The 24,234-nt window shown below is 68.1% G+C and carries 24 protein-coding genes; 18 read left to right on the top strand and 6 right to left on the bottom strand.

Annotated elements, in window-relative coordinates; genetic code table 11:
* The first annotated feature begins 8 nt into the window (after positions 1 to 8).
* From ABC347_RS04835 to ABC347_RS04795, 9 genes are all read left to right on the top strand, one after another.
* Positions 9 to 905, top strand: coding sequence for an AAA family ATPase (locus tag ABC347_RS04835; RefSeq protein WP_413244606.1), 897 nt, complete (start codon positions 9 to 11; stop codon positions 903 to 905).
* On the top strand, positions 905 to 2,521 hold the full coding sequence (locus ABC347_RS04830; RefSeq protein ID WP_413244605.1) for a porin family protein: 1,617 nt from the start codon (positions 905 to 907) through the stop codon (positions 2,519 to 2,521). The genes ABC347_RS04835 and ABC347_RS04830 overlap by 1 nt, the downstream gene beginning before the upstream one ends.
* Before the next feature lie 13 nt (positions 2,522 to 2,534).
* The gene (locus ABC347_RS04825) at positions 2,535 to 3,566 is read left to right on the top strand and encodes an XrtA/PEP-CTERM system-associated ATPase (protein WP_413244604.1); all 1,032 of its coding nucleotides are present in this window, start codon (positions 2,535 to 2,537) and stop codon (positions 3,564 to 3,566) included.
* Positions 3,563 to 4,456: an XrtA system polysaccharide deacetylase gene (locus ABC347_RS04820; RefSeq protein WP_413244603.1), complete on the top strand. Its 894-nt coding sequence runs from the start codon at positions 3,563 to 3,565 to the stop codon at positions 4,454 to 4,456. Before ABC347_RS04825 ends, ABC347_RS04820 begins: the two co-directional genes overlap by 4 nt.
* Positions 4,457 to 4,458: 2 nt before the next feature.
* Complete coding sequence (locus ABC347_RS04815; protein WP_413244602.1) at positions 4,459 to 5,520, top strand: FemAB family XrtA/PEP-CTERM system-associated protein; 1,062 nt, start codon at positions 4,459 to 4,461, stop codon at positions 5,518 to 5,520.
* Positions 5,517 to 6,731, top strand: coding sequence for a TIGR03087 family PEP-CTERM/XrtA system glycosyltransferase (locus ABC347_RS04810; RefSeq protein ID WP_413247001.1), 1,215 nt, complete (start codon positions 5,517 to 5,519; stop codon positions 6,729 to 6,731). Before ABC347_RS04815 ends, ABC347_RS04810 begins: the two co-directional genes overlap by 4 nt.
* The gene (gene xrtA / locus ABC347_RS04805; RefSeq protein WP_413244601.1) at positions 6,728 to 8,242 is read left to right on the top strand and encodes an exosortase A; all 1,515 of its coding nucleotides are present in this window, start codon (positions 6,728 to 6,730) and stop codon (positions 8,240 to 8,242) included. Before ABC347_RS04810 ends, xrtA begins: the two co-directional genes overlap by 4 nt.
* A 109-nt stretch (positions 8,243 to 8,351) precedes the next feature.
* Positions 8,352 to 10,298 carry an XrtA/PEP-CTERM system amidotransferase gene (locus tag ABC347_RS04800; RefSeq protein ID WP_413244600.1) on the top strand — a complete coding sequence of 649 codons (1,947 nt, stop codon included), beginning with the start codon at positions 8,352 to 8,354 and terminating at the stop codon, positions 10,296 to 10,298.
* Positions 10,299 to 10,305: 7 nt separating this feature from the next.
* The gene (locus tag ABC347_RS04795; RefSeq protein ID WP_413244599.1) at positions 10,306 to 11,529 is read left to right on the top strand and encodes a threonine synthase; all 1,224 of its coding nucleotides are present in this window, start codon (positions 10,306 to 10,308) and stop codon (positions 11,527 to 11,529) included.
* A gap of 4 nt (positions 11,530 to 11,533) precedes the next feature.
* Here ABC347_RS04795 and truA read toward each other — a convergent pair whose 3' ends face one another.
* Both truA and fmt read right to left on the bottom strand, forming a co-directional pair.
* On the bottom strand, positions 11,534 to 12,271 hold the full coding sequence (truA, locus tag ABC347_RS04790; RefSeq protein ID WP_413244598.1) for a tRNA pseudouridine(38-40) synthase TruA: 738 nt from the start codon (positions 12,269 to 12,271) through the stop codon (positions 11,534 to 11,536).
* Positions 12,268 to 13,173 (bottom strand): methionyl-tRNA formyltransferase, encoded by a 906-nt coding sequence (gene fmt / locus ABC347_RS04785; RefSeq protein WP_413244597.1) that lies wholly within the window; start codon positions 13,171 to 13,173, stop codon positions 12,268 to 12,270. Before fmt ends, truA begins: the two co-directional genes overlap by 4 nt.
* 54 nt (positions 13,174 to 13,227) lie before the next feature.
* On the opposite strand from fmt, the gene recR reads away from it, so the two are divergent.
* Positions 13,228 to 13,824, top strand: a complete 597-nt coding sequence (recR, locus tag ABC347_RS04780) for a recombination mediator RecR (RefSeq protein WP_413244596.1) — start codon at positions 13,228 to 13,230, stop codon at positions 13,822 to 13,824.
* A 43-nt stretch (positions 13,825 to 13,867) separates the two neighbouring features.
* Positions 13,868 to 14,401, top strand: coding sequence for a peptide deformylase (def, locus tag ABC347_RS04775; RefSeq protein WP_413244595.1), 534 nt, complete (start codon positions 13,868 to 13,870; stop codon positions 14,399 to 14,401).
* Between the two features lie 31 nt (positions 14,402 to 14,432).
* On the opposite strand, the gene ABC347_RS04770 is transcribed toward def, so the two are convergent.
* Positions 14,433 to 14,822, bottom strand: a complete 390-nt coding sequence (locus ABC347_RS04770) for a four-helix bundle copper-binding protein (protein ID WP_413244594.1) — start codon at positions 14,820 to 14,822, stop codon at positions 14,433 to 14,435.
* A 113-nt stretch (positions 14,823 to 14,935) separates the two neighbouring features.
* Between ABC347_RS04770 and ABC347_RS04765 the strand changes: the two genes are divergently transcribed.
* Positions 14,936 to 16,348 (top strand): DNA recombination protein RmuC, encoded by a 1,413-nt coding sequence (locus ABC347_RS04765; protein ID WP_413244593.1) that lies wholly within the window; start codon positions 14,936 to 14,938, stop codon positions 16,346 to 16,348.
* 375 nt (positions 16,349 to 16,723) lie between these two features.
* Here the strand turns inward: ABC347_RS04765 and ABC347_RS04760 are convergent, their stop codons facing one another.
* Positions 16,724 to 17,599: an SMP-30/gluconolactonase/LRE family protein gene (locus ABC347_RS04760; protein WP_413244592.1), complete on the bottom strand. Its 876-nt coding sequence runs from the start codon at positions 17,597 to 17,599 to the stop codon at positions 16,724 to 16,726.
* 153 nt (positions 17,600 to 17,752) lie between these two features.
* Between ABC347_RS04760 and ABC347_RS04755 the strand changes: the two genes are divergently transcribed.
* Positions 17,753 to 17,995, top strand: coding sequence for a hypothetical protein (locus ABC347_RS04755; protein ID WP_413244591.1), 243 nt, complete (start codon positions 17,753 to 17,755; stop codon positions 17,993 to 17,995).
* A 1,506-nt stretch (positions 17,996 to 19,501) separates the two neighbouring features.
* On the opposite strand, the gene ABC347_RS04750 is transcribed toward ABC347_RS04755, so the two are convergent.
* Together ABC347_RS04750 and ABC347_RS04745 are read right to left on the bottom strand one after the other, a co-directional pair.
* Entirely contained in the window at positions 19,502 to 19,816 is a 315-nt protein-coding gene (locus ABC347_RS04750) for a phytanoyl-CoA dioxygenase family protein (RefSeq protein WP_413244590.1), read from the bottom strand.
* Between the two features lie 105 nt (positions 19,817 to 19,921).
* Complete coding sequence (locus tag ABC347_RS04745; RefSeq protein ID WP_413244589.1) at positions 19,922 to 20,179, bottom strand: hypothetical protein; 258 nt, start codon at positions 20,177 to 20,179, stop codon at positions 19,922 to 19,924.
* 128 nt (positions 20,180 to 20,307) lie between these two features.
* Between ABC347_RS04745 and ABC347_RS04740 the strand changes: the two genes are divergently transcribed.
* Genes ABC347_RS04740 through ABC347_RS04720 form a run of 5 tightly spaced genes read left to right on the top strand, consistent with a single transcriptional unit; the run spans position 20,308 to position 24,215 of the window.
* Positions 20,308 to 21,765, top strand: coding sequence for a leucyl aminopeptidase (locus tag ABC347_RS04740; RefSeq protein ID WP_413244588.1), 1,458 nt, complete (start codon positions 20,308 to 20,310; stop codon positions 21,763 to 21,765).
* A gap of 7 nt (positions 21,766 to 21,772) precedes the next feature.
* Positions 21,773 to 22,210 (top strand): DNA polymerase III subunit chi, encoded by a 438-nt coding sequence (locus ABC347_RS04735; protein ID WP_413244587.1) that lies wholly within the window; start codon positions 21,773 to 21,775, stop codon positions 22,208 to 22,210.
* Positions 22,207 to 22,800 (top strand): DUF6624 domain-containing protein, encoded by a 594-nt coding sequence (locus ABC347_RS04730; protein WP_413244586.1) that lies wholly within the window; start codon positions 22,207 to 22,209, stop codon positions 22,798 to 22,800. The genes ABC347_RS04735 and ABC347_RS04730 overlap by 4 nt, the downstream gene beginning before the upstream one ends.
* Before the next feature lie 49 nt (positions 22,801 to 22,849).
* Positions 22,850 to 23,272, top strand: a complete 423-nt coding sequence (gene ndk / locus ABC347_RS04725) for a nucleoside-diphosphate kinase (protein WP_413244585.1) — start codon at positions 22,850 to 22,852, stop codon at positions 23,270 to 23,272.
* 49 nt (positions 23,273 to 23,321) lie between these two features.
* Positions 23,322 to 24,215: a hypothetical protein gene (locus ABC347_RS04720; RefSeq protein ID WP_413244584.1), complete on the top strand. Its 894-nt coding sequence runs from the start codon at positions 23,322 to 23,324 to the stop codon at positions 24,213 to 24,215.
* The last annotated feature ends 19 nt before the right edge of the window (positions 24,216 to 24,234 follow it).

The raw sequence follows: 24,234 nt of genomic DNA, 5'->3' as shown, positions 1-24,234 counted from the left end.
AGCCTGCCATGACGAGCCCCGCCCGCTCCCTGATCGAGCGTGCCGCCGAGGTCTTCGACTTCGAGGCGGCGATGCGCGCGCGCGCGCCGATCGCGATCGAGCCCGATCCGAAGCGGGTCGCTGCCTTCTCGCCCGATCCGATCGAGTTCGCGGACGAAGCGCAGGGCACCCATTGGGAAGGCCGCACCGGCACCATCGACAGCGATGCGCTGCGCGAGGCGGGCTTTATCCTGCCGGACAGCCCGGTCGGCGCGCTGGCCGAGGAGTTCCGCATCGTCAAGCGGCAGCTGCTGCACGCCGCGACCGCTGGGGGCGCTGCCCCGCGTGATCGCATGATCCTGGTGGCGTCCGCGCAACCCGGTGACGGCAAGACATTCTGCGCGGTGAACCTGGCCTTGTCGCTGGCATCCGAGCGCGATCATGAAGTGCTGCTGGTCGACGCCGATTTTGCCAAGCCTTCGATCCTGTCGACGCTGGGGCTGGATGCCGGCCCCGGGCTGATCGATGCGATCGCCGATCCCGAACTGGATGCCGAGGCGTGCATCATCCGCACCGATGTCGGCAATCTCTCGGTGCTGCCCGCCGGCCGTGCCGGGCATGACGTGACCGAGCGGATCGCATCGGCCCGCACCCGTGCGGTGCTGGAACGGCTGGTGGCTCATGCGCCGCACCGGATCATCGTGTTCGATAGCTCGCCCGCGCTGGCGGCGTCGCCCGCGTCCGAGCTGGCGCATCATGTCGGCCAGGTCGTGCTGGTCGCGCGCGCCGACCGAACGTCGGAGGCGGACCTGCGCGATGCCGTCGCGATGCTCGCCGGCTGCGAGACGATCCGGCTGCTGCTCAACGCCGTCAGCCTGCCTTCGGGCGGCAGCCGCTTCGGATATTATGGACAGGGGGACGCGTGATGCGGATCGCGCTTCCGATCGCATCGACCCTGCTGGTCGGCGCGCTGGCCGGCATCTCGGCCGATGCCCGCACCGTATCGGGCGTGCAGCCCTATATCGAGGTCCAGCAGGTGCTGGATGCCGATCTGAAGAATGGCGGCGACGTGCTGACCTATACCGCAGTCGCGGCAGGCGTCGATGCCGGCATTCGCACCCAGCGGATCGAGACGACGGTAAGCTATCGCTACGAACGGCGCTTCGCCTGGAACGACAATCTTGCCGACGACGAGATCCACAGCGGGCTGGCGCGGCTGAACTACACTGCAGTGCCCGATCTGCTGACGATCGAGGCTGGTGCACTGGCGACGCGCGCACGCACCGACATCCGCGGTGGGGCCCCGGTGTTCCTGACCGGTGACAATCGCAACGTCTCCGAAGTGTTCGCTGCCTATGCTGGTCCGAACCTGCGCGGCGAGATCGGCCAGATGAACTGGGCGGCCGGCTATCGGCTAGGCTATGTGAAGGTGCGCGACGGCCTCGGCGTGGATCTGCCGCCGGGCCAGCGCCCGCTCGACCGCTACGATGATTCGACCAGCCATACCGCCTATGCCAGCATCGGCATGGAGACCGGCATCCTGCCGTTCGGGTGGAGCGTGGCGACGGGTTACGAGCGCGAGGATGCCAGTCAGCTCGACCAGCGCTACGAGGCGCTGTTCGTGCGCGGCGACGTGACGGTGCCGGTCTCCTACACGCTCGCGCTGACCGCGGGCGTCGGTTACGAGGATCTCGAGAGCAGCCAGCGTGCGCCGCTGCTGGGGACGGATGGCTTTCCCGTGCTGAACGGCAATGGCGGCTTCGTAACGGATCCGACCTCGCCGCGGCTGCTGGCCTATGACGAGAATGGGCTGATCTACGACGCGGGCGTGATCTGGAAGCCCAACCGCCGCACCACCCTGGAAGCCCGCGTCGGCAAGCGCTACGGCGCGACCGCGGTCACCGGGCTGCTGAGCTGGCAGACGGGGCCGCAGAGCGCGCTGAACATCACGGTCTACAACGCGGTCGACAGTTTCGGCCGATCGCTGAACCGCAATCTTTCCGGGCTTCCGGCCAGCTTCAACGTGCCGCGCAACGGCCTGACCAATCGGTTCGGCGGTTGCGTGTTCGGAACGAACCCCGGCGCGGGCGGCACCGGCGGCTGTTTCAACGACAGCTTCCAATCCGTCACCACCGCCAATTATCGCAGCCGCGGCGTGACGGCGCTCTATTCGGCACGGCTTCATGGCTGGGAAGTGGGCATCGGCGGCGGCTATGCCGAGCGGCGCTATCTGTCACCGCTGTTCCAGACGATCTTCGCACAGGATGGCGTGAAGGACAGCAGCATCACGCTGCAGGGCACGCTTGCTCGCCAGCTGGCGCCGCGCACCAGCCTTGAGAATGCGGTCTATGTCGATTTCTACGATCCGGGCATCCCGGGTGCCGCCGACGTGACGAGCGCGGGCGCCACCAGCGCGCTGTTCCACAATTTCACCGACCGGCTGACCGGCAATGCTACCGTTGGCCTCTACGCATTCGATCAGGAAGGCTTCGAAAGCGATCTTTCGGGCCAGCTGCTGCTCGGCATGCGATACCAGTTCTGATTTGGAGGCCGCGATGTACGCCGACCATTACGGGCTATCCGACCAGCCGTTCCAGCTGACGCCCGATCCGCGCTATTATTTCGACAGCGCAACCCACCGCAAGGCGATGGCCTATCTGGGCTATGGCCTGGCGCAGGGCGAAGGCTTCATCGTCATCACCGGCGATATCGGCGCGGGCAAGACCACGCTGGTCGCGCACCTGATGGCCACGATCGACAAGAGCCGGCTGACGGCCGTGAAGCTCGTCTCGACCCAGATCGGACCGGACGACATGCTGCGCTGTGCTGCGCAGGCGTTCGGCATCTCTCCCGGCAGCGACAACAAGGCCGCGTTGCTGGGGCGGATCGAGCGGTTCCTGAAGGATGAGGCGCGCGCCGGCAAGCGCGTGCTGCTGATCGTCGACGAGGCGCAGAATCTGCCGGAAGAGACGCTGGAGGAGCTGCGCATGCTCTCCAACTTCCAGGCCGGCGGGCAGGCGCTGCTGCAAATCTTCCTGCTGGGCCAGCCCGAGTTCCGCGACCGGGTGAAGGCATCGCCGCGGCTGGAGCAGCTTCGCCAGCGTGTGATCGCGACCCATCATCTCGAACCTATGGGGGCGGCCGAGGTCGGCCCCTATGTCGAGCACCGGCTGACGCTGGCGGGCTGGACCGGGCGGCCGCACTTCACTGCCGCCGCCTATGCCACGCTGCATGCCGAGACGGGCGGCGTGCCGCGCCGGCTGAACCTGCTGGCCGCGCGCGTGCTGCTGCTGGGCGCGGTCGAAGGAATTGACACGATCGAAGGCCAGACCGTGGCTGCGGCGGCGACCGAGCTCGACACCGCCCCGGCCGATCAGCCGGAACCGGCAAGCCGATCCGAAGCGCTGTTCGCGCCGGCCGCCCCCGTCGCCGCCGATCCGGCATTGGCCCGCCGGCTGGCGGCGCTGGAAGCGCGGTTCGACGAGCAGGAACGCGCGCTGCATCGTGTGCTGTCGCTGCTGGTCGAATGGGTCGAGGGTGACGATGCCCGTCCGCGGCTGGACGCGCTCCACTCCGACGCGGCATGACGCGCGCATGGCGCCCCCCGGTCGCGGGCGGGCGGGAGGATGATGTGGCGGTCGTCAACGCGCTATCGGTGGATATCGAGGACTGGTTTCAGGTCGGCGCGTTCGAGCATGTAATCGATCGGGCCGATTGGGACGGCTGCATCCGTCGGGTGGAAGCCAATACCGATGCAGTGATCGACTTGTTCGGCCGTGCCGGTGCTAGGGGCACCTTCTTCACGCTGGGCTGGGTGGCGGAACGCCATCCTGCGCTGATCCGCCGGATCGTCGATGCCGGGCACGAACTGGCCAGCCATGGCTGGGATCATGCACGCGTGTTCCGGATGACGCCCGATCAGTTCCGCGCCGATATCCGTCGTGCCCGTGCGGTGCTGGAGGATGCGGGCGGGGTCGCGATCACCGGCTATCGCGCGCCCAGCTTCTCGATCGATGCACGTACGCCCTGGGCACACGCGATCCTGGCCGAGGAAGGCTATGCCTATTCGTCCAGCGTCGCGCCGGTGCGGCACGACCATTATGGCTGGGCCCAAAGCCCGCGCTTCGCCTGGCGGCCGATTCCGGATGCGGCGCTGATCGAGTTGCCGGTGACGACCGCGCGGCTGGGCGGCCGCACATTGGCGGCAGGTGGCGGCGGCTTCTTCCGGCTGCTGCCGTATCGATTCTCGCGCTGGGCGGTCGATCAGGTGAATGCCGAGGGGCGGCCTGCGATATTCTATTTCCATCCATGGGAAATCGACCCCGGCCAGCCGCGCGTGGCAGGCGCACCGCTGAAATCGCGGCTGCGCCATTATAGCCGGCTCGGCGCGATGACGGGCAAGCTCGAACGGCTGCTGGCGGAGACGCGCTGGGGGCGGGTGGACGCCGCCGCCGCCATCGAAGCCGCGCGGATATGAGGATGGACCATCCGGTGGCCTCCGCCACGATCCGGGCGGCGCGCCTCAACGATCCGGCCGAATGCGCCGCGATCGACGCTTATGTGCGCGCCGCGGCGGGGGCGACGCCGTTCCACCTGACTGCCTGGCAGCTGGGCGTGGCGGAGGGCTGCGGACAGCACGCGCACTGCCTGACCGCCGAACGTGGCGGCGCGATCGTCGGCCTGCTGCCGTTGACCGAAGTCCACAGCCCGTTGTTCGGCCGCGCGCTGGTTTCCACCGGCTTCGCGGTCGGCGGTGGGGTGCTGGCGGACGATCCACTGCTGGTCGAACCGCTGGCGGAGGCGGGCTGGGCGCTGGCGGAAACGCTGAGCTGTCCCACGCTTGAGTTGCGCGGCGGCGCGCTGCCCGCGGGCTGGGCGCGCGACGACACCAGCTATCTCGGCTTTGCGCGGCCGCTGGCGGCGGACGACGAGGCGGAATTGCTGGCGATCCCGCGCAAGCAGCGCGCCGAAGTTCGACGCGCACTGGGTTTCGATCTCGATGTCGCGATTGGCCGGGACGCGGCGGCGCTGCGTGATCATCATGCGATCTATGCGGCGAGCGTCCACAATCTCGGCACGCCGGTGTTTCCGCCAACGCTGTTCGCGCGCGTGCTGGACCGGTTCGGCGCGGATGCCGACATCCTTACCGTGGCGAGGGAGGGCGTGCCGCTGGCGAGCGTGCTCAGCCTCTATTTCCGCGGTACCGTCTATCCCTATTGGGGCGGCGGCACCGCCGGGGCGCGGACATGGCGCGCCAACGACCTGATGTATTTCGCGTTGATGCGCCATGCCCGTGCGCGCGGCTGCACGCGCTTCGACTTCGGTCGGTCGAAGACGGGCACGGGCGCAGCGGCGTTCAAGCGGAACTGGGGGTTTGGAGGCGTGCCGCTTGCCTATGCGGCGCGTGCCGCGGGCGGCCGGGAGCCGCGCAGGATCAACCCCCTCGACCCGAAATATAGCGCGAAGGTCGCCGCGTGGCGGCGGCTGCCGCTGGCGGTCGCGAACCGGATCGGCCCGCTGATCGCGCGTGGGCTCGGCTGATGGGCGAGATTCTTTTCCTGGCGCACCGCGCGCCCTATCCGCCCGACCGCGGCGACCGCATCCGATCCTATCATCTGGTGAAGGCGCTGGCGGCGCTGGCGCCGGTGCATGTGGTCGCATTCGCCGACGATGACGACGATGCTGCAGCGGCCGAAGGGCTGCGGCCGATGGTGGCGAGCCTGGCGACGGTGGTCCGCACGCGCGGCCGGCTGGAGGGCGGTCTTGCCGCGCTCGCCAAGGGACAACCGGTATCGGTGGCGATGTTCGACGATGACGCGATCCGGGCCGCTGTGGACCGGCTGCTCATAGAGCGGCCGATCGACACGCTGTTCGTGTTCTCGGGCCAGATGGCGACCTATGTGCCGCGTGATCTGGGGGGGCGGCGGTTCATCATGGATTTCGTCGATGTCGATTCGGCGAAGTTCGCGGCCTATGCGGCTGATGCGAAGGCGCCGATGCGCTGGATCCACGCGCGCGAGGCGCGGCTGCTGGCGCGGTTCGAACGGGCCGTAGCGGCGCAGGCGGATACCAGCCTGTTCGTAAGCGAGGCGGAGGCAGCGCTGTTCCGCGCCGGCGCACCGGGCGTGCGGATCGAGCCGATCGAGAATGGCATCGATCTGGCCGGATTCGATCCTGCGCAGCTATGGCCCAAGCCGCCGATCGATACGCCCTTCCTGCTATTCACCGGGCAGATGGATTACGCCCCCAATATCGAGGCGGTCGAGGCGTTCGCGTGCGGTCCGTTCGCGCTGATCCGCACCGCGCGGCCCGATGTCCGCTTCGTGATCGCCGGGCGCGCGCCGACCCGCTCGGTGCAGCGGCTGGCCGATCTGCCGGGCGTGGTGGTAACGGGGGCGGTGCCCGACATGCGGCCGTGGCTGGCGCATGCGGCGGCGGTGGTCGCCCCACTGCTGACGGCGCGCGGCATCCAGAACAAGGTGCTCGAAGCGATGGCGATGGCGCGGCCGGTGGTCGCCAGCCCGGCCGCGCACGAGGGCATCGACGCGCTCGACGGGCGCGACCTGATCGTCTGCCCGCTGGAGAGGATGGCACCCGCGATCGTCGGTCTGCTCAGCGATCCCGATCGCGCAACCGCGATCGGCCGGGCGGCGCGGGCCCGGATGGTGGCGCGCTATGGTTGGGATGCACGGCTTGCCGGGCTGCCGGCGCTGATCGGGCGCGAACCGGCGGCGATCGGCGCGGCGGCGTGACGGCCGCCGCGCTGGCCGCGCCGGCGATCGATCGCGGCAGCGGCTGGACGGCCGCGATCGGCCGGATCGGCGCGCTGTGGCTGCTCGCGCTGCTGCTCTGCGCGCGCGACGTGGCGGATATCGTGACGATCTGGTGGACCAGTTCCACCTTCGGCCATTGCCTGCTGATTCCGCCGATCATCGGTTGGAGCATATGGCAGCGCCGGACGGGGCTGGCGCGGCTGACGCCGATCGGTTGGTCGCCTGGGCTGCTGGTGGTGGCGGCCGGCGCGGGCGGCTGGCTGCTGGGGCAGGCGGCGGGGGTCGCGCTGGCGCGGCACGCCGGGCTGGTGCTGATGCTGGCCGGATCGGTAGTAGCGATGACCGGGCCGGCGGTGACGCGCGCGCTGGCCTTTCCGCTGGGCTATGCCGTCTTCCTGGTGCCGGCCGGCGACCAGCTGGTGCCGCCGCTGCAGACGCTGACGGCGCATATGGTGATGGCGCTGCTGCATCTGACGGGGGTGCCCGCCACGATCGATGGCGTGTTCATCACCATCCCCAATGGCTGGTTCGAAGTGGCGGAAGCCTGTTCGGGCGTCAGCTTTCTGATCGCGATGGCGGCTTATGGCGCGCTGGTCGCCAATGTCTGCTTCACCAGCTGGCCGCGGCGGATCGGCTTCATGGCACTGGCGCTGGCAGCACCGGTGCTGGCCAACGGCCTGCGCGCCTGGGCGACGATCCAGGTCGCGCACCTGACCAGCGTAGAGACGGCGACCGGGTTCGACCACATCGTCTATGGCTGGTTCTTCTTCGCGATTGTGATGGCGGTCGTCACCGCGATCGGCTGGCGTTTCTTCGATCGGCGGCCGGGCGATGCCTGGTTCGATCCCGTGACTCTACCAACCGGACGCGCGCGCGATCCCATTCGCGTCGGGCTGGCGGCGGCGGCGATCATCGCGGCTCCGGTCGCATGGTCGGCCGCTGTCGCCGCGCAAGCGAGCCCGCTGCCAGCGCGGATCGCGCTGCCGACAGTGGCAGGCTGGCAGCGCGCGCCGATCACGGGGGCCTGGTGGCGGCCGGTCTATACCGCGCCCGACCACAGCCTGTTCGGCCGCTATCGCGATGCCGCCGGGCAAAAAGTCGATCTGGCGATCATCGTATTTGCGCGCCAGTCCGAAGGGCGTGAGCTGGTCGGCTTCGGCCAAGGCGCGATCGGCGAGAACAGCAGCTGGGGCTGGGCGGCCGATACCACCGCCCCCGCAGGTGGCCGCAGCCAGCGCATCACCGGCCCCGGCAAGCTTGTGCGCGAAGTCGCCAGCTTCTACCGGGTCGGCGATGTCACCACCGGCAGCGATCTCGCGGTCAAGATCCAGACGATGAAGGCCCGACTGATCGGCGGGCCGCAGCGCGCGGCGGCGGTGTTCGTCTCAGCCGAGGATCGCCCCGGTCGCCCGGCGCGACCCGCGATCGATGCATTCCTGGCCGATCTGGGTCCGATCGATGCGCTGGTCGATCGGACGCTGGCGCAGTGACCGGGAAAGCCCACCCGTTCGTGTCGAGCGAAGTCGAGACACCGCGCGCAGCATTTGTGGCGCATCCCTTGACTGCGCTCGGGACGAACGGGGGAGGCGTACTCTAGTCATGTGCGGCATCGCCGGCATCTTCCACCGCGAAACCGCCAAGCCGGTCGATCCAGCGCGCGTGCGTGGCATGATCGATGCGATCGCGCACCGGGGGCCGGACGGCGAGGGGGTGTGGACCGCGCCCGGTGTCGGGCTGGGGCACCGGCGCCTTTCGATCATCGATCTGGCGACCGGCGACCAGCCGATGCTGTCGGAAGACGGGCGGCTGTGCGTCGTCTTCAACGGCGAAATCTACAATTTTCGCGAGACCCGTGCGGCGCTGGAAGCGCGCGGCCATGTCTTCCGCACTGCCAGCGATACCGAAGTGATCCTGCACGGCTGGCGGGAATGGGGGCCGGCCTGCCTGGACCGTTTCGACGGGATGTTCGCGTTCGCGATCCATGATGCGGCCGATCAGTCGCTGTTTCTGGCGCGCGACCGGCTGGGAGTGAAGCCGCTCTTCCTGACCGAGCTGCCCGATGGTGCGCTGCTGTTCGCATCCGAGCTGAAGGGCCTTTTGGCGCATCCGCTGGTGAAGCGCGCGCCGGATTTCAACGCGGTCGAGGATTATCTGGGGTTGGGCTATGTGCCCGACGATGCCTGCATCGTGGCGGGCATCGCCAAGCTGCCGGCGGGCCATTTCCTGCACGTGCGCCGCGGCCGGCCGTTGCCTGCGCCACAGCGCTGGTGGGATGTGAGCTTCGCCGATCGTGCGACCGGCAGCGCCGCCGCGCTGGAGGAGGAACTGGCCGCGCTGCTCGACCAAGCGGTGCGCAGCCGGATGGTGGCCGACGTGCCGCTGGGCGCGTTCCTGTCCGGCGGAGTCAACTCGTCGGGCGTGGTCGCGCTGATGGCGGGCGCCAGCGCGGGCGCGGTGCGGACCTGTTCGATCGGGTTCGACGAGGCGGGGCTGGACGAGACCGCGCACGCCCGGATCGTGGCCGAGCGTTTCGCCACCGACCATCGCACGCGCACGGTGGCATCCGCGGATTTCGGGCTGATCGACACGCTGGCCGATCATTTCGACGAGCCGTTCGCCGATGCCTCTGCATTACCGACCTATCGGGTGTGTGAACTGGCGCGCGAGACGGTGACAGTGGCGCTTTCGGGCGACGGCGCGGACGAGGCGTTCGCCGGCTATCGCCGCCATCTCTTCCAATTGGGCGAGGAACGCGCTCGCGGGTTGATCCCCGCCGGGGTGCGGCGAGGCGTGTTCGGTCCGCTCGGCCGGGCGTGGCCGAAGCTGGACTGGGCGCCGCAGCCGTTGCGTTTCAAATCGACCTTCCAGGGCCTCGCCCGTGATGGGGCGGAGGCCTATGCGCTGTCGGTAGGCGTGACCCCGCCGGCGATGCGCGACGCGCTCTACCGGCCGGAAGCGAAGGCGCTGCTGGCCGGGCACCGGGCGGAACAGCGCATCATCGATGCGATGCATGGCGCGCCGGCGCGCGACCCGCTGGATCGGGCGCAATATGCCGATCTCAAGATCTGGCTGCCGGGCGATATCCTGACCAAGGTCGACCGTATGTCGATGGCGGTCGGCCTGGAAGCGCGCGAGCCGCTGCTGGATCACCGGCTGGTGGAATTCGCCGCGCGGCTGCCGGTATCGATGCGGATCCGCCAGGGGCAGGGCAAATGGCTGATGAAGCGCGCGCTGCGCCGCCATCTGCCCGATTCCATCCTCTACCGGAAGAAGATGGGGTTCGTGACGCCGATCAGCGGCTGGTTCCGCGGGCCGCTGGCCGAACAGGCGGCCGCGCTGGCCAATGCGCCCGCGCTGGTCGAGACGGGCTGGTTCGATCCGGCGGTGATCGCCAAGGCCGCCGCCGATCACCGCGCGGGCCGATCCGAACAGGGCCGGCTGCTGTGGCAGCTGCTGATGCTGGACAAGAGCCTGACGCGCCTGTTCGGGATCGGACGCGCAAACGATCGCGATCGCGCCGGGCCACTTTTGCAGGCCGTGCGTTAGCGAGGTCATGAACGACAATCTCTCGGCGGACCGCCCGACCTTCGTCACCCATCTCGAATGCTCGATGACCGGGGAACATTACCCCGCGGATATGCTGCACGGGCTGTCACGCGTCGGCAGGCCGCTGCTGGTGCGCTATGATCTGGCGGGCGTACGGGTCGCGGTCTCGCGTGATGCGATGACGATACGGCCGACCGACCTGTGGCGCTGGCGCGAACTGTTGCCGGTGCGCCGCACCGCCGACATCGTGAGCCTGGGCGAGATCGAGACGCCGCTGGTGCCGATCCCGGCGAGCGGCGGCGCGCAGGTAATGGTGAAGGACGAGGGCCGGCTGCCGACCGGCAGCTTCAAGGCGCGCGGGCTGGTGATGGCGGTCTCGATGGCCAAGGCGCTGGGCGTCACGCGGATCGCGATGCCGACCAACGGCAATGCCGGTGCGGCGCTGGCCGCCTATGCCAGCCGGATCGGGATCGAGACGATCATCTTCTGCCCGGCCGATACGCCCGAGATCAACGTGCGCGAGATCGCGATGCAGGGTGCGCGCGTGTGGCGCGTGAATGGCCTGATCGACGATTGCGGCGCGATCGTCGGCAAGGGTGCGGCCGAGGGGCGCTGGTTCGATTTCTCGACGCTGAAGGAGCCGTATCGGATCGAGGGCAAGAAGACGATGGGGCTGGAGCTGGCTGCCCAATATGGCTGGCGGCTGCCCGATGCGATCTTCTACCCGACCGGCGGCGGCACCGGGCTGATCGGTATGTGGAAGGCGTTCGACGAGCTGGAGGCGATCGGCTGGATCGGGCCCAAACGGCCGCGAATGTATGCGGTGCAGGCGGCTGGCTGCGCGCCGATCGTGCGCGCGTTCGAGGCCGGCGTGGAACATGCCGAACGCTGGGAGGATGCGCACACCGTAGCCGCCGGCATCCGCGTGCCGCGCGCGGTCGGCGATTTCCTGATCCTGCGCGCCGTGCGCGAGTCGGGCGGCAAGGCGATCGCGGTCGAGGACGATGCGATCCTGGCCGCGGTCGACGATTGTGCGCGGCGCGATGGGCTGCTGCTGTGCCCCGAAGGCGGGGCGACGCTGGCCGCCTATCGCCAGGCGCTGGCGGCGGGCGAAGTCTCGGCCAGTGTTCGGGTGCTGCTGTTCAATTGCGCGACCGGGCTCAAATATCCGATGCCCGAGGCGCCGCAGACGCTGGACCGGCACGCGCCGATCGATTTCGACCGGCTGTGACCGATCAGTAGACCGCGCCGGTGAAATAGAGGCCGTCGGGCGGCGCGTTCAGGCCGAGCGCGGCGCGGTCCGCCGCGGCCAGCGCCGCGGCAAGATCGACGGCGGACCACTTGCCGCGGCCGACCAGCACGAGGCAGCCGACCATCGATCGCACCTGATGATGCAGGAAGCTGCGCGCTTCGGCGAATAGTGACAGCTGATCGCTGGTGCGGACCACCTCGAGGCGGTCGAGCGTCTTCACCGGGCTGTCGGACTGGCAATGCACCGAGCGGAAGGTGGTGAAGTCGTGGCGGCCGACCAGCGCTTGCGCGGCGGCCTGCATCGCATCGGCATCGAGCGGGGCGGCGACCTGCCAAGCGAGACCGGCCTCCCAGGTGAGCGGCGCGCGGCGATTGACGATATCGTAGCGATAGCGCCGGCCGAGACACGAGAAGCGCGCGTGCCAGTCATCCGCCACAGCCGCGCAATCGAGGATCGCAACCGGCTGCGGGCGCAGCCGCGCATTCAGCGCTTCGGACAGGCGGAACGGGGCGATCGGCTTTGCGATATCGACATGCGCGGCCATCGCTTCCGCATGGACGCCGGCATCGGTGCGCCCGGCGGCATGGACCGCGACCGTCTCTCCCGTCACCGCCAGCACTGCCGCCTCGATCGCGGCCTGCACGCTTGGCCCGTGCGCCTGCCGCTGCCAGCCCATGAAGGGGCGGCCATCATATTCGACCGTCAGGCGAAAGCGGGTCACGCCAGCCGCGTGCCGGCCGGGATGAAAAATCCGCGCAGCAGCTCGCTTGCAGCCATTGCGCCACGCCCGGCGCGCTGCAGTTGCACGGGGCGGATCGCGCCCCGTCCGCAGGCGATCGTGAGCCGATCGTCGAGCACGGTGCCGGGCGCGCCGTTTTCGCCCACGACGAGGGCGGCAAGGATGCGGATCCGTTCGCCGGCATGTTCGAAGAAGGCTCCGGGCGCGGGGTTGAAGGCGCGTATCTGCCGTTCGACCTGCTCAGCATCGGCAGTGAAGTCGATCCGCGCCTCCGCCTTGTCGATCTTGGCCGCATAGGTCACGCCGTCCTCGGGCTGGGGCTGCGGCGGGAAGCGCGCAGGATCGGCCAGCACCTCCGCCATGAGCGCCGCGCCGGCCGTGGCCAGTTCCGCCGTGAGTTCGCCGGCCGTCTTGCCGTCGATTTCGGTTTCGGTGCGCGCCAGCATCGGGCCGGTATCGAGCCCGCGTTCCATCTGCATGATCATCACGCCGGTGCGCTCGTCGCCGGCCAGGATCGCGCGCTGCACGGGCGCGGCGCCGCGCCAGCGCGGCAGCAGCGAGCCGTGAACGTTCAGGCAGCCGAGCCGGGGCGCATCCAGGATCGGCTGCGGCAGGATCAGGCCATAGGCGGCGACCACCGCGACATCGAGATCGAGCGCCGCGAAGTCGGCCTGCGCATCGGCATCGCGCAGCGAGACCGGCGAGCGGACCGGTAGCCCGATCGTCTCGGCCCGCCGCTGCACGGGCGATGGCGTGACTGCCTTGCCGCGCCCGCTGCGTCGCGGCGGCTGGCAATAGACGGCCGCGATCTCGTGGCCCGCCGCGACCAGCGCGTCGAGCGTGGGCACGGCGAAATCGGGAGTTCCCATGAAGGCGATGCGCATCGCCTTCCTCAAACGCTTGGCAACCGCCGTGGCAAGCCCCTATCTCCGCATGCGATGGCTTCTCCCGAGATCGATGCGCTGACCCAGGCGCTGGCGCGGCTGCCCGGCCTCGGCCCGCGCTCCGCCCGGCGCGCGGTGCTGCACCTGCTGAAGAAGCGCGAGGCGACGCTGGTGCCGCTGCTGCGGGCGCTGGAGGCGGTGAGCGCGGCGCTCGCCACCTGCTCGGTCTGCGGCAATGTCGATACCAGCGATCCCTGCGCGATCTGCAGCGATCCCCGGCGCGATGCCCGGATGCTGTGCGTGGTTGAGGAAGTCGCCGACCTCTGGGCGCTCGATCGGTCGCGGCTGTTTCCCGGCCGCTTCCATGTGCTGGGCGGCCGGCTGTCCGCCCTGGAAGGCGTGCGGCCCGAGGATCTGTCGATCGACCGGCTGATCAGCCGGATCGCGGCCGGCGGGATCGACGAAGTGGTGCTGGCCATGAACGCCACGCTGGAGGGACAGACCACCGCGCACTATCTGGCCGAGCGGATCGAGGGGCATCCCGTACGGCTGACCCAGCTGGCACACGGGCTGCCGGTGGGCGGCGAGCTCGACTATCTCGACGAGGGCACGCTGGCGCAGGCGCTGCGCGCAAGGCGGCCGGTGGCCTGACGCGATCCTTGATTCCCGGCGGCCGCGGGCATATTTTCAGCGGATGGCCATTCTCCCGATCATCGAAGTGCCCGATCCCCGGTTGCGCACCATTTCTGAACCCGTCGATACGGTGGACGACGGCCTGCGCACGCTGATCGACGACATGTTCGAGACGATGTACGACGCGCCCGGCATCGGCCTGGCCGCGATCCAGGTGGGCGTGCCCAAGCGCGTGCTGGTGATCGACTTGCAGGAAGAGGAAGACGAGGACGGCAAGCCGATCCGCAATCCGCGCGTCTTCATCAATCCCGAGATTTACGATCCGTCCGCCGAACAGTCGGTCTATCAGGAAGGCTGTCTTTCGGTCCCCGACGTGTTCGCCGATGTCGAGCGGCCGGCCGCGATTCGCGCGCGCTGGCTGGATCGCGACGGGGCGCAGCATGACGAGCCCATCGACGGGATGCTGGCCACCTGTCTGCAGCATGAGATGGACCATCTGGAGGGGATCGTGTTCGTCGATCACCTGTCGCGGCTGAAGCGCGAGATGCTGCTGAAGAAGCTCGACAAGAACCGCAAGCTGAAGCGCGCTGCCTGAATAGGCCAGCGCGCCGCCTGCGGGCTCGGCGTTACTGGATCGTCGGCAGTGCGGCGCGGCAGTCGCGCGCGCATTCGCGGCACATTTCCGCGCACTGGCGGCAATGCTCGTGATCGTGCCGGGCGCATTCTTCCGCACAGATGTCGCATGCGACGATGCAGGCTTCGAACAATGCGCGCATCGTGAAGATGTTCTGGCCGGCGCGGCGAACCGCGACCCGCGCGGTCGCGGTGCAGATGTCGGCGCAATCCGAGCAGGTCCGCACGCACTGCGCCGTGTCCATCGCCTCGGCGGTGCAGGCGTCGGCGCAAGAGGTACAGATCACCGCGCAGAACATCGCGTGACGCGCCGCGGTGGCCAGCGCATCGTTGAAATCCGCGCCGACATCGGGGTGCGACTGGATCATCTTGTGGATCGACATTGGGTTCTCCTCGCTATCCGGCGAACGAAGCGGGGCGACGGGCCGTTCCGCCGGGGCTTGCAAAGTAGGAGTTCCGGCGTCACTGGTTCTTGCAATGTTCCGGTGAGGGCCTGATGGATTCGCTTGCGCTGATCGCCATGCTGTGTGCACTGCTTGTGGGCTGCGCGATCGGCTGGGCGCTGTTCGGGCGCGGCGCGAAGGGCGTGGCGGCCGAGCGCGACGACTGGCGCGAGAAGGCGACCCGCGCGCTGGGCGAGCTGGGTCGCGCCGAACTGCGGGCAGGGCAGGCGGACGCGCTGGAGGCTGCGCTGGCGACGGTACGGGGCGAGGGCGATACCGCGCGGCATGAGCTGGCCGCGTTGCGCTCCGCCGCGGCCGAGCGCGAACGCGCGTTCACCGCCCAGATCGAACAGCTGCGGACGATGGAAGCGAAGCTGCAGGACAGTTTCGGCACGCTGGCCGCCAAGGCGATGAACGATGCGCAGTCGCTGTTCCTGAAGCGCGCGGACGAGCGTTTCCAGCAGGCGGGCGAGGCCAGCGAAGGCAAGCTGAAGGCGCTGCTGTCGCCGGTCGAGCAATCGCTGAAGCGCTATGACGAGAAGCTGGACCTGATCGAGAAGTCGCGTGCCGACAGCTATGGCGCGCTGAAGGAAGCGGTCGGCCGGCTCACCGAGGGCAATGAGGTGGTGCGGCGCGAGACGGCGCGGTTGACCAACGTGCTGCGATCGAGCCCGAAGGCGCGCGGGCGCTGGGGCGAAGAGCAGCTGCGCACCATCCTCGAACAGGCCGGGCTGGCCGAGAATGTCGATTTCACGCTGCAATCCTCGGTATCGGACGAGGGGCGGCAACTGCGGCCCGATTGCGTGATCAACCTGCCGGGCGGGCGCTGCATCGTGATCGACGTGAAATGCCCGCTGGTCGCGTTTGAGCAGGCGTTCGACGAGGAGGACGAGCAGGTCCGTGCCGGGCTGCTGCTGAGCCATGCCAACGCGATGAAGAGCTATGCCAGCGATCTCGGGCGGAAAGCCTATTGGCGGCAATTCGATCTCTCGCCCGATTTCGTGATCATGTTCATCCCCGGCGAGCATTTCCTGTCCGCCGCGGCCGAGCGCGCGCCCGACCTGATTGAAAGCGCCTTCCGCCAAGGCGTGATCATCGCATCGACCATCAACATGCTGGCACTGGCCAAGGTGATGGCGGGCATGTGGCGGCAGGAAGCGCTGGCCGAACAGGCGCAGGAAGTGGCGACCGTCGGCAAAGAATTGTACAAAAGGCTGGCGACGATGGGCGGCCATGTCGCCAAGCTCGGCCGCAATCTCAGCCTTGCGACGGGCGCCTACAACGACATGGTCGGCAGCCTGGAAAGCCAGGTGATGACGCAGGCCAAACGGTTCGAGGCGCTGAAGGTGGAGACAGGCGGCAAGCCGATCGAGCCGCTACCGCTGGCGGAGACTGGCGTGCGGCCGCTGACCAAGCTGGCGGTCGTGGAGGATGCGAGCGGGGCGGACGCCGAGGCGGCAGAATAGCGGCGGTGGGGGCGGTGTGCGGTGTGCGGTGTGTGGTGGCACCGCGAGCGCACCGATCACCGCGTTGCCCCTGCGAAGGCAGGGGCCCATGGCTCTCCGATAGGGCGCGACGGCCGAGCGGGTGGCCGACGCGCGGTTTGCCACTGTTCAGAAACTCGACTGCCCCACGCGACAGCCATAGGCCTCTGCCTTCGGAGGGGCGACTGGGAAGCGGCGCGTGGGCCATCACCGCCGCGCTTGGCTCTGCCCGAGGCGGTGGCTGAACCGCCGTTTGCCGCTGTGCAGAGGCCGGCATTCCCCACCAGGCAGCCATGGGACCCTGCCTTCGCAGGGGTGACGGGGAGGGTATGTCGCGAGGCGGGCTCGATCATCCCGCTACGCGTTGAACGCCAGCTCCAGCCCCGGCTCGGGCCAGCGGACCTTGATCAGCCGGCCGGTCGAGGACTGGCAGATCCAGGCCGTGCACATGTCCTCGCCGCCGAAGGCGATGTTGGTGGTGTAATGGTCCGGAAACGGGATCCGACTCATCTGGCCGTCCGGCGTGATCGTGGCGATCGCGCCTTCGAACAGCTGCGCCGCGCAGATATTGCCTGCGCGCGTGACGGCCAGGCTGTCCAGCCCGACCAGCCCCGGCACGGTGGCGACCAGCCGCGGCTTCGCGCCCGCGCCGGCACCGGCCGGATAGGCCAGCATCCGCGCGGTATAAGTGTCCGCCACATAGACCGTCGCGCCGTCGGGCGAGAGGCCCACGCCGTTATAATAGATGATGCCGTGATCGATCGTGGTGATCGCCGAGCCGTCCGCCTGCGCGTGGAACAGCCCGCCCATGCCGTGCTGATCCTCCCAGGTCTTGCCCTGATCGGTGAACCAGAAGCTGCCGTCGGCCGCGAAGACGAGATCGTTGGGTCCGCTCAGCGGATAGCGCGCGCCGCGATCGTAGAGCCGCTCGACCGTGCCGGTCGCGATGTCGATCCGCTCGATCCGGCCTTCATAGCCGGGGCCGACGAAGCTGTGCAGCGTGGCCGGATCGATGCCGCCATTGTTGCAGATGTAGAGCGCGCCATCGGGCCCGATCGCGGCGCCATTGGGCCCGCCGCCGGGTTCGGCCACCGTCTCCTTGCGGCCATCGCCCCAGCACCGCGTGAGCCGCCCGGCCAGCATCTCGACCACGATCACCGACCCGTCCGCCATCACGACGGGCCCCTCCGGAAACGCCAGCCCCTCGGCAACGACCTCGATCTCCAACTCCAACCGCCCATCCTCTCCGGTTCATTCTTCTGGGCGTAATCATTGCGCGGGGGCGGGGCATGTCAATCGCGAGAGGGGCGTATGCTCGCAGCCAATGTCCGACTTTGGTGGATAGCGGACATTGGCGGCAGCGTGGCGCAGCCCTAAACCAGAGGCATGGCGCAAACCCAGCAGACATTCGTCAACAGAAAGGACGGCCCAATTTACGTGTCCGTTGAGCCTTGGCCACAGTGCTTTGAATTAGAGCCGGGCGATCGGCTGACCCTCATCTGGGACGGTCCTGCTACCGGGGACACGATAGAGACTGAGTTTATCAACGAGCGCGAGTTGGTGGTTTGGCCGAACGGAAGCATCGACGGCATCCGCTACCTCTTTAACGACGAACCGGGGGAAGATTGAATCTGGACGTTCAAGCATCGCTCATGTCCGTGATTGGGCGAGAGCAGACATTCGGCAAAAACGTGTCGCGTTTCCATGGGCGCCAGGAATGCCGGTTCGCGAACGGTTGAGCTAGGCTGCGGCCTCGGCTATCGTCGGCGTACCAGTTCGGCTTCTGCCGCAGGATGCCAAGGCGCACGTTTAGATCGCCCGGAACGGGGTCAGAGCGGGGCGGCTGCAGGTGTGCCACGTCGGCTTCCGCCCGCGAGTCTCGCACCGTGCGTCGCAGTTTCGTCATTCGCGGATTTTCTGAGAGCCGGGCAACTTTTATGGGCCCTGCTGACACTTTCGCGCTTAGTTATGGCTTAGACGAAGTATCGACATCTAAGGCGGATGGAACACTCGTCGGAGCCGATGCGACGATCGCCTCCAAGGGTCTAAACGTGAGTTTAACCGGCGGCTTTTCGAACACTGACATTCAAGTTGAGGGGCGTCGTCAATGAACCAATGCTATTATAGACAGGTAAATTTGATTAGCCGTCTATCATTAACTTTTCTATTCACCGCCTGTTCCAGTAACTCTAGCGTACCAAATAATATTCCTATTGATGGCTGCTATTCAAATGACTTAATTCGCATAAAACTTGCAAGTGGAACTGCTCACTTTGATAACGGTACCGTGAAGTATAGCAGAGGAATAGATAAAGCTGGCAGCTATATCCGATTTGAACCAGCCATAATAGCGATTAAAAGTCAAAAAGACGTGAGGATAGGGATAGACACCAGCATGCCAAAAAACTTTATTCCTTTGATTTATGAGAATGGTACCATATCTATCCTGATGCCCGTAAAACCCTTCGCTCCGCTTCAAATTATGCGCTCAGGATGTTAGGCGTTATTCTTAACCGCGGGGGATCGCGGGGTTTTGGATTGAGGGCCGAAAATCGCGCCAGCAACCAGCAGGGTTTCAAAGGTCATCGCGAATCTTGCATCCAGCGGCGGAATGTCCGCATTTGGTGGAAAGCGGACGCAAGCGTCAGCGTCTCAATCGTCTGACCTTTCGAACCTGCCGTCGACCGGCGACGAAGAGTCGCCACGCCCAGATGCTGAACAAGGCGGCAGTTGGAACGGCTGCTATGCCCACAAGCCAATAGCGGATGCTGGCTGGAGGATCAAAATACCAAAGCGGCGGCAGGATGATGATCAATGGACCGATCGGGACAATCGAGGAAAGCGAGTGCGTGCTAGGCCAGCCTTGATCGCCGATGTCCTTAACGATCCAAGCAATGAACCGCCGCCAACGTGTCATGTATCCACCTCGGCGCCGGACCTAGCACGCCTACCGGGCCTGCGCGACGAATGTCCGCAATTGGGCGATAGCGGTCATCCGGTTCAATCCGTACTCCCGCACCTCCGGCACTGCGACCGGATAGCGGGATCCCGGGTTAAGCTCGGGATGACGGGGGCGGGCGCTCAGCGGACATGGCTGCCGGGCGGCGCTTCGGACCGTGGAATCCTGTCCGACGCCTAGATGCCCAGCCACTGCAGCGGCGGCGGCAGGGGTTCGGCGGCGAAGTCGATCTGCAGCACGCGGCGGCGCGTGGGGTAGTCCGCGCGGGCCGAGGCGTGGAGGATCGGGGTGGCGTAGAGCCAGGCATCGCCGCTGCGTGCGGTGCATCTGTGGATCGTTCTGGCAGCGACGCTTTGCGCGATCGCGGGTTCGGCGACGGGGTGGCGGTGCGATCCGAGCGCGATCAGCAGCGGGGCATTGCTGGGTGGCACATCGTCGAGATGGACGCGGATCGTGATCATGCCCGCCGGCAGATCGAACGGCGGTGCCACGTGGGTCAGCCCTTGCTTGATCGTCCACGGGCCACAGCCTGCGACCGCATGGCGGGCAGCGACGCAGATGGTGCGATCCTGATGCCAGCCGAGCGCCCAATTGGTCTACGCGCTCTTGTCGAGCGCGATTGCGCGCACGGCGCAGCAGTTCGCTCCGAGATGGGCTGCGGCCAGGCTCCCGATCACACCCCCGGCATCGCAGATGTTCCGCAATGTTAGATCCCCGTACAGCCGCGTGCCCGGGCGGGCAGCGGGCAGCGTGTCGAAGATCGCGCGCAGGGCATCGATCCGGGCTTCGGCCACCGCCGGGTGATGCTCGGCTCCGTGCCGGTCGAGCGTGAGGGGGTGGTGCGGGCGATCCATCATGGTGCGATCGTGGCCGATCCCGCGCCCGCTCGCCAGCTTTTGCCCGTTCGAGGGCGCTCGCCCCTCGCAATCCGGTAGTCGGGGGCCTAGATGGCGGGTTCAATCGATAGAGGAAGAACACTCCCATGAAGGTCAGCTTCGCCGACAACCGCCCTGCATCCGGACCGCTTGCGCTGCTGGTGGCGCCGGGCGGGCTCGATGCGATTGCGGGGGGCGACGGATCGGGCGTGCTGCGCGCGGCGGCGGCGGCCGGGCGGTTCGATGGCGAGCCCGGCGCGATCGTCGAGGCGTGGGTGCCAGCGGACGGAAGCGCGCGGCGCACGCTGCTGGTGGGCATCGGCAGCGCGGGCACGACCCGGGCGGCGGCGCTGGAGAAGGCGGGCGGCGCGATCGCGGCGCGGCTGCTGACATCGGGCGAGACGGCGGTGGCCATCGATCTGGGCGAGGCGGCCGGGGGCGAGGCCGCAGCGCATGTGGCGACCGGCGCGGCGCTGCGCAGCTGGCGGCACGACGCCTATCGCACCAAGCTGAGCGAGAAGCAGCGGCCGAGCCTGAAGGCGGTGACGATCGTGGGCGGCGGCGCGGAGGCGGACGCCGCGTGGGCCCGGGCATCGGCGGTGGCCGAGGGCGTGATGTTCACGCGCACGCTGGTCGCCGAGCCGGCCAACATCATCTATCCCGAAAGCTTCGTCGAGCGGTGCCGCGAGCTTGAAGCGCTGGGCGTGACGGTGGAGGCGCTGGACGAGGCGCAGATGAAGGCGCTGGGCATGGGCGCGCTGCTGGGCGTGAGCCAGGGTTCGGTGCGCGAGGCGCGGCTGCTGGTGATGCGCTGGAACGGCGGCGGCGATGCCGCGCCGGTGGCGTTCGTTGGCAAGGGCGTGACGTTCGATACCGGCGGCATCTCGATCAAGCCGGCCGGCGGCATGGAAGACATGAAGTGGGACATGGGCGGCGCGGGTGCGGTGGCGGGCGCGATGAAGGCGCTGGCGGGCCGCAAGGCGAAGGCCAATATCATCGGCGTGTGCGGCCTGGTCGAGAATATGCCCGACGGCAACGCGCAGCGGCCGGGCGATGTCGTCACATCCATGTCCGGCCAGACGATCGAGGTGATCAACACCGATGCCGAGGGTCGGCTGGTGCTGTGCGATGCCATTACCTGGGTGCAGCGCACCCACAAGGTGAAGACCGTGATCGACCTGGCGACGCTGACCGGCGCGATGATCATCGCGCTGGGGCATGAGCATGGCGGCATCTTTTCGAACAATGACGCGCTGGCCGATCAGCTGGTGGCTGCGGGCAAGGCGGCGGGCGATCCGCTGTGGCGGCTGCCGATAGGCGATGCCTATGACAAGATGATCGATTCGCCGATCGCGGACATGAAGAATGTCGGCCCGCGCGATGCGGGATCGATCACCGCGGCGCAGTTCATCAAGCGGTTCGTTGAGGATGACGTGCGCTGGGCGCATCTCGACATCGCCGGCATGGTATGGGCGGCCAAGCCCGGCCCGCTGTGGGACAAAGGCGCGACCGGTTATGGCGTGCGCTTGATCGACCGCTTCGTGGCGGACAATCTGGAAGCCTGAGGCCGCGGTGCAGGTCGACTTCTACCAGCTCGGCCCGCTGCCGGTGAGCGCGGTGTTGCCGCGGATCGCGGCGCGAGTGGTCGCCGGCGGCGGTCGTCTGCTGGTAGTGGTGGCGGACGAAGCGCGCGCCGAGGCGCTCGACACGGCACTGTGGGATGGCGATCCCGACGGCTTCCTGGCGCATGGCCGGGCGGGCGGGCCCGCCGATGCGGTGCAGCCGATCCTGATTGCCGATGCGCCGGAGGCGGCCAACGGCGCACGCCATGTCGCGCTGGCGGACGGGCTTTGGCGTGACGAGGCGCTGGGCTTCGATCGGGCTTTCCTGCTGTTCGACGAGGACGGGTTGGCCGGCGCGCGGGCGGCGTGGCGCGGGCTGGCGGGGCGCGATGCGGTCGAGCGGCGCTTCTGGCGGCATGACGGCAGCCGCTGGGATCAGGTGGCGTGACGGACTCCGAGGCCGCCGCCGCGCTGATCGAGGCCGCGGCGGAGGATGGCCGGGTCCGCACGCGGCTCGCGGAAAGCGGCGCGCTGTTCGATGGCTATCACCCCGAGATGCGTGCGGTGCACGATGCCAATGCGGCGCTGCTCGACAGCCTTCTGGATGGCGGCTGGCCCGATGCGGCGCGCGTGGGCGCGGCGGCGGCAGACGCCGCCTGGCTGATCGCGCAGCATGCGATCGCGCAGCCCGCATTTCAGAGGCGCGCGCTGGCGGCGCTGGCGGCAAGTGCCGCACCGCGCTGGCAGGCGGCGATGCTGTCGGATCGGATCGCCGTAATGGAAGGGCGGCCGCAGCGCTACGGCACCCAGTTCCACTGGGACTCGCAGGGCATGATGGCACCGAACCCGATCGCCGATCCCGCCGAAGTCGACGCCCGGCGGGCGGCGGTGGGGCTTGAACCATTGGCGGATGCGATCACCCGCCACCGCGCGACCAGCGGGCCAGCGCCGGCCGATCCGGCAGCGCGGAAGGCGGCCTATCGGCGCTTCCTGATCGAGACCGGCTGGCGGGTTGCGCAAAGCGGTGACCCCGCCTAGAGAGCCGCCACTTTCCGCAGCCTCACATCACAGGAGCTTGGCTGAAGCCATGGCGACCGAACGCACCTTTTCGATCATCAAGCCCGATGCCACCCGCCGCAACCTGACCGGCGCCGTCACCAAGATGCTGGAGGATGCCGGCCTGCGCGTCGTCGCGTCCAAGCGCATCCAGATGAGCAAGGAGCAGGCCGAGGGCTTCTATGCCGTGCACAAGGAACGGCCCTTCTTCGGCGAGCTGGTCTCGTTCATGATTTCCGGCCCGGTCGTCGTGCAGGTGCTGGAAGGCGAGAATGCCGTCGCGAAGAACCGCGAAGTGATGGGCGCCACCAACCCGGCCAACGCCGACGAAGGCACGATCCGCAAGGTCCACGCCGAATTGATCGAGGCGAACTCGGTGCATGGTTCGGACAGCCCGGAGAATGCCAAGATCGAGATCGACTACTTCTTCAAGCCCGAGGAAATTGTCGGCTGACTTCAGTGATGTGGTAAGGCATCATCGGGCATCCGAGGGAGGTCGCCCGATGATGATCGCGAGCCTGATGCTGTTGGCCGCCGCGCAGCCCGCTGGCACCGCCGCATCCCCGCCTGACACGCCAACCATCGTCGTATCGGGCAAGCGCACCGATCCGGAGACGCGTCGCAAGGAAGCGCAGGCGTTCGTTCGCGAGACCGGCGTGGCGCAGGGCGACCGGCCGATCGCGCGCTGGATCGATCCGATCTGCCCACGGGCGATCGGCGTGCCGAAGCCGATCGCGGACCGGGTGACCGCGCGGATCGAAGCCGCCGCGCGGGCCGCCAAGGTGCCCGTCGCGCGGCCCGGTTGCGGTGCGAACATCACGGTCAGCTTCATCAAGGATGCGGCCGGCGTAGCGCAGACCGTGTTCAGGAAGAAAAGCCGGCGATTCGCCGAAGTCTCGGCCAGCGATCGAACCGCGCTGATGACGGGCGATGCACCGGTTCGCTGGTGGTATCAGACGATCCTGCGCGGACGCGACGGCCAGATCGGTGGTGATCCGCCGGTCTGGAGCGGGGGCGACGCCAGCGAGGGCGGCGGATCGGCGCTGCCGTCGAACATTCCGTCCAATCTATCCTATTCGGCCAGCATGATCCGCACGCCCACCGTGCGGGCGATGTCGACTGCTACCGTGCTGATCGATGTCGATCTGGCAACCGGAGTGCCGCTCAATTCGGTGGCGGATTATGCGGCGATGGTGGCGTTGGCCGAGATCCGCAGCGCGGATGCATCGCCCGCGGGTTCGATCCTGGCGCTGTTCGAGGCGGGGGACGGACGCCCGAATGCGCTTTCCGAGGCCGATCGCCGGTTCCTGCGCGCGCTCTACCGCGTGCCGCTGGATCGTACCGCGCTCACCCAGCGGGGTGGCCTCATTACCGAGATGGCGAAGCTCGAGGATTGAAGATTTCGGCGGTGCGGGC

It is taken from the genome of Sphingomonas canaveralia (genome assembly GCF_047238125.1).
GTDB lineage: Bacteria > Pseudomonadota > Alphaproteobacteria > Sphingomonadales > Sphingomonadaceae > JBDFMH01.
Note: the sequence above shows the minus strand (reverse complement) of the source record. Positions and strands in the feature narration are given on the sequence as shown.

Coding starts and splice junctions, on each gene's coding strand:
- ABC347_RS04835 (WP_413244606.1), top strand. CDS start 9: ATGACGAGCCCCGCCCGCTCCCTGATCGAGCGTGCCGCCGAGGTCTTC.
- ABC347_RS04830 (WP_413244605.1), top strand. CDS start 905: ATGCGGATCGCGCTTCCGATCGCATCGACCCTGCTGGTCGGCGCGCTG.
- ABC347_RS04825 (WP_413244604.1), top strand. CDS start 2,535: ATGTACGCCGACCATTACGGGCTATCCGACCAGCCGTTCCAGCTGACG.
- ABC347_RS04820 (WP_413244603.1), top strand. CDS start 3,563: ATGACGCGCGCATGGCGCCCCCCGGTCGCGGGCGGGCGGGAGGATGAT.
- ABC347_RS04815 (WP_413244602.1), top strand. CDS start 4,459: ATGGACCATCCGGTGGCCTCCGCCACGATCCGGGCGGCGCGCCTCAAC.
- ABC347_RS04800 (WP_413244600.1), top strand. CDS start 8,352: ATGTGCGGCATCGCCGGCATCTTCCACCGCGAAACCGCCAAGCCGGTC.
- ABC347_RS04795 (WP_413244599.1), top strand. CDS start 10,306: ATGAACGACAATCTCTCGGCGGACCGCCCGACCTTCGTCACCCATCTC.
- fmt (WP_413244597.1), bottom strand. CDS start 13,173: ATGCGCATCGCCTTCATGGGAACTCCCGATTTCGCCGTGCCCACGCTC.
- recR (WP_413244596.1), top strand. CDS start 13,228: ATGGCTTCTCCCGAGATCGATGCGCTGACCCAGGCGCTGGCGCGGCTG.
- def (WP_413244595.1), top strand. CDS start 13,868: ATGGCCATTCTCCCGATCATCGAAGTGCCCGATCCCCGGTTGCGCACC.
- ABC347_RS04770 (WP_413244594.1), bottom strand. CDS start 14,822: ATGTCGATCCACAAGATGATCCAGTCGCACCCCGATGTCGGCGCGGAT.
- ABC347_RS04765 (WP_413244593.1), top strand. CDS start 14,936: ATGGATTCGCTTGCGCTGATCGCCATGCTGTGTGCACTGCTTGTGGGC.
- ABC347_RS04755 (WP_413244591.1), top strand. CDS start 17,753: ATGGCGCAAACCCAGCAGACATTCGTCAACAGAAAGGACGGCCCAATT.
- ABC347_RS04745 (WP_413244589.1), bottom strand. CDS start 20,179: ATGGATCGCCCGCACCACCCCCTCACGCTCGACCGGCACGGAGCCGAG.
- ABC347_RS04740 (WP_413244588.1), top strand. CDS start 20,308: ATGAAGGTCAGCTTCGCCGACAACCGCCCTGCATCCGGACCGCTTGCG.
- ndk (WP_413244585.1), top strand. CDS start 22,850: ATGGCGACCGAACGCACCTTTTCGATCATCAAGCCCGATGCCACCCGC.
- ABC347_RS04720 (WP_413244584.1), top strand. CDS start 23,322: ATGATGATCGCGAGCCTGATGCTGTTGGCCGCCGCGCAGCCCGCTGGC.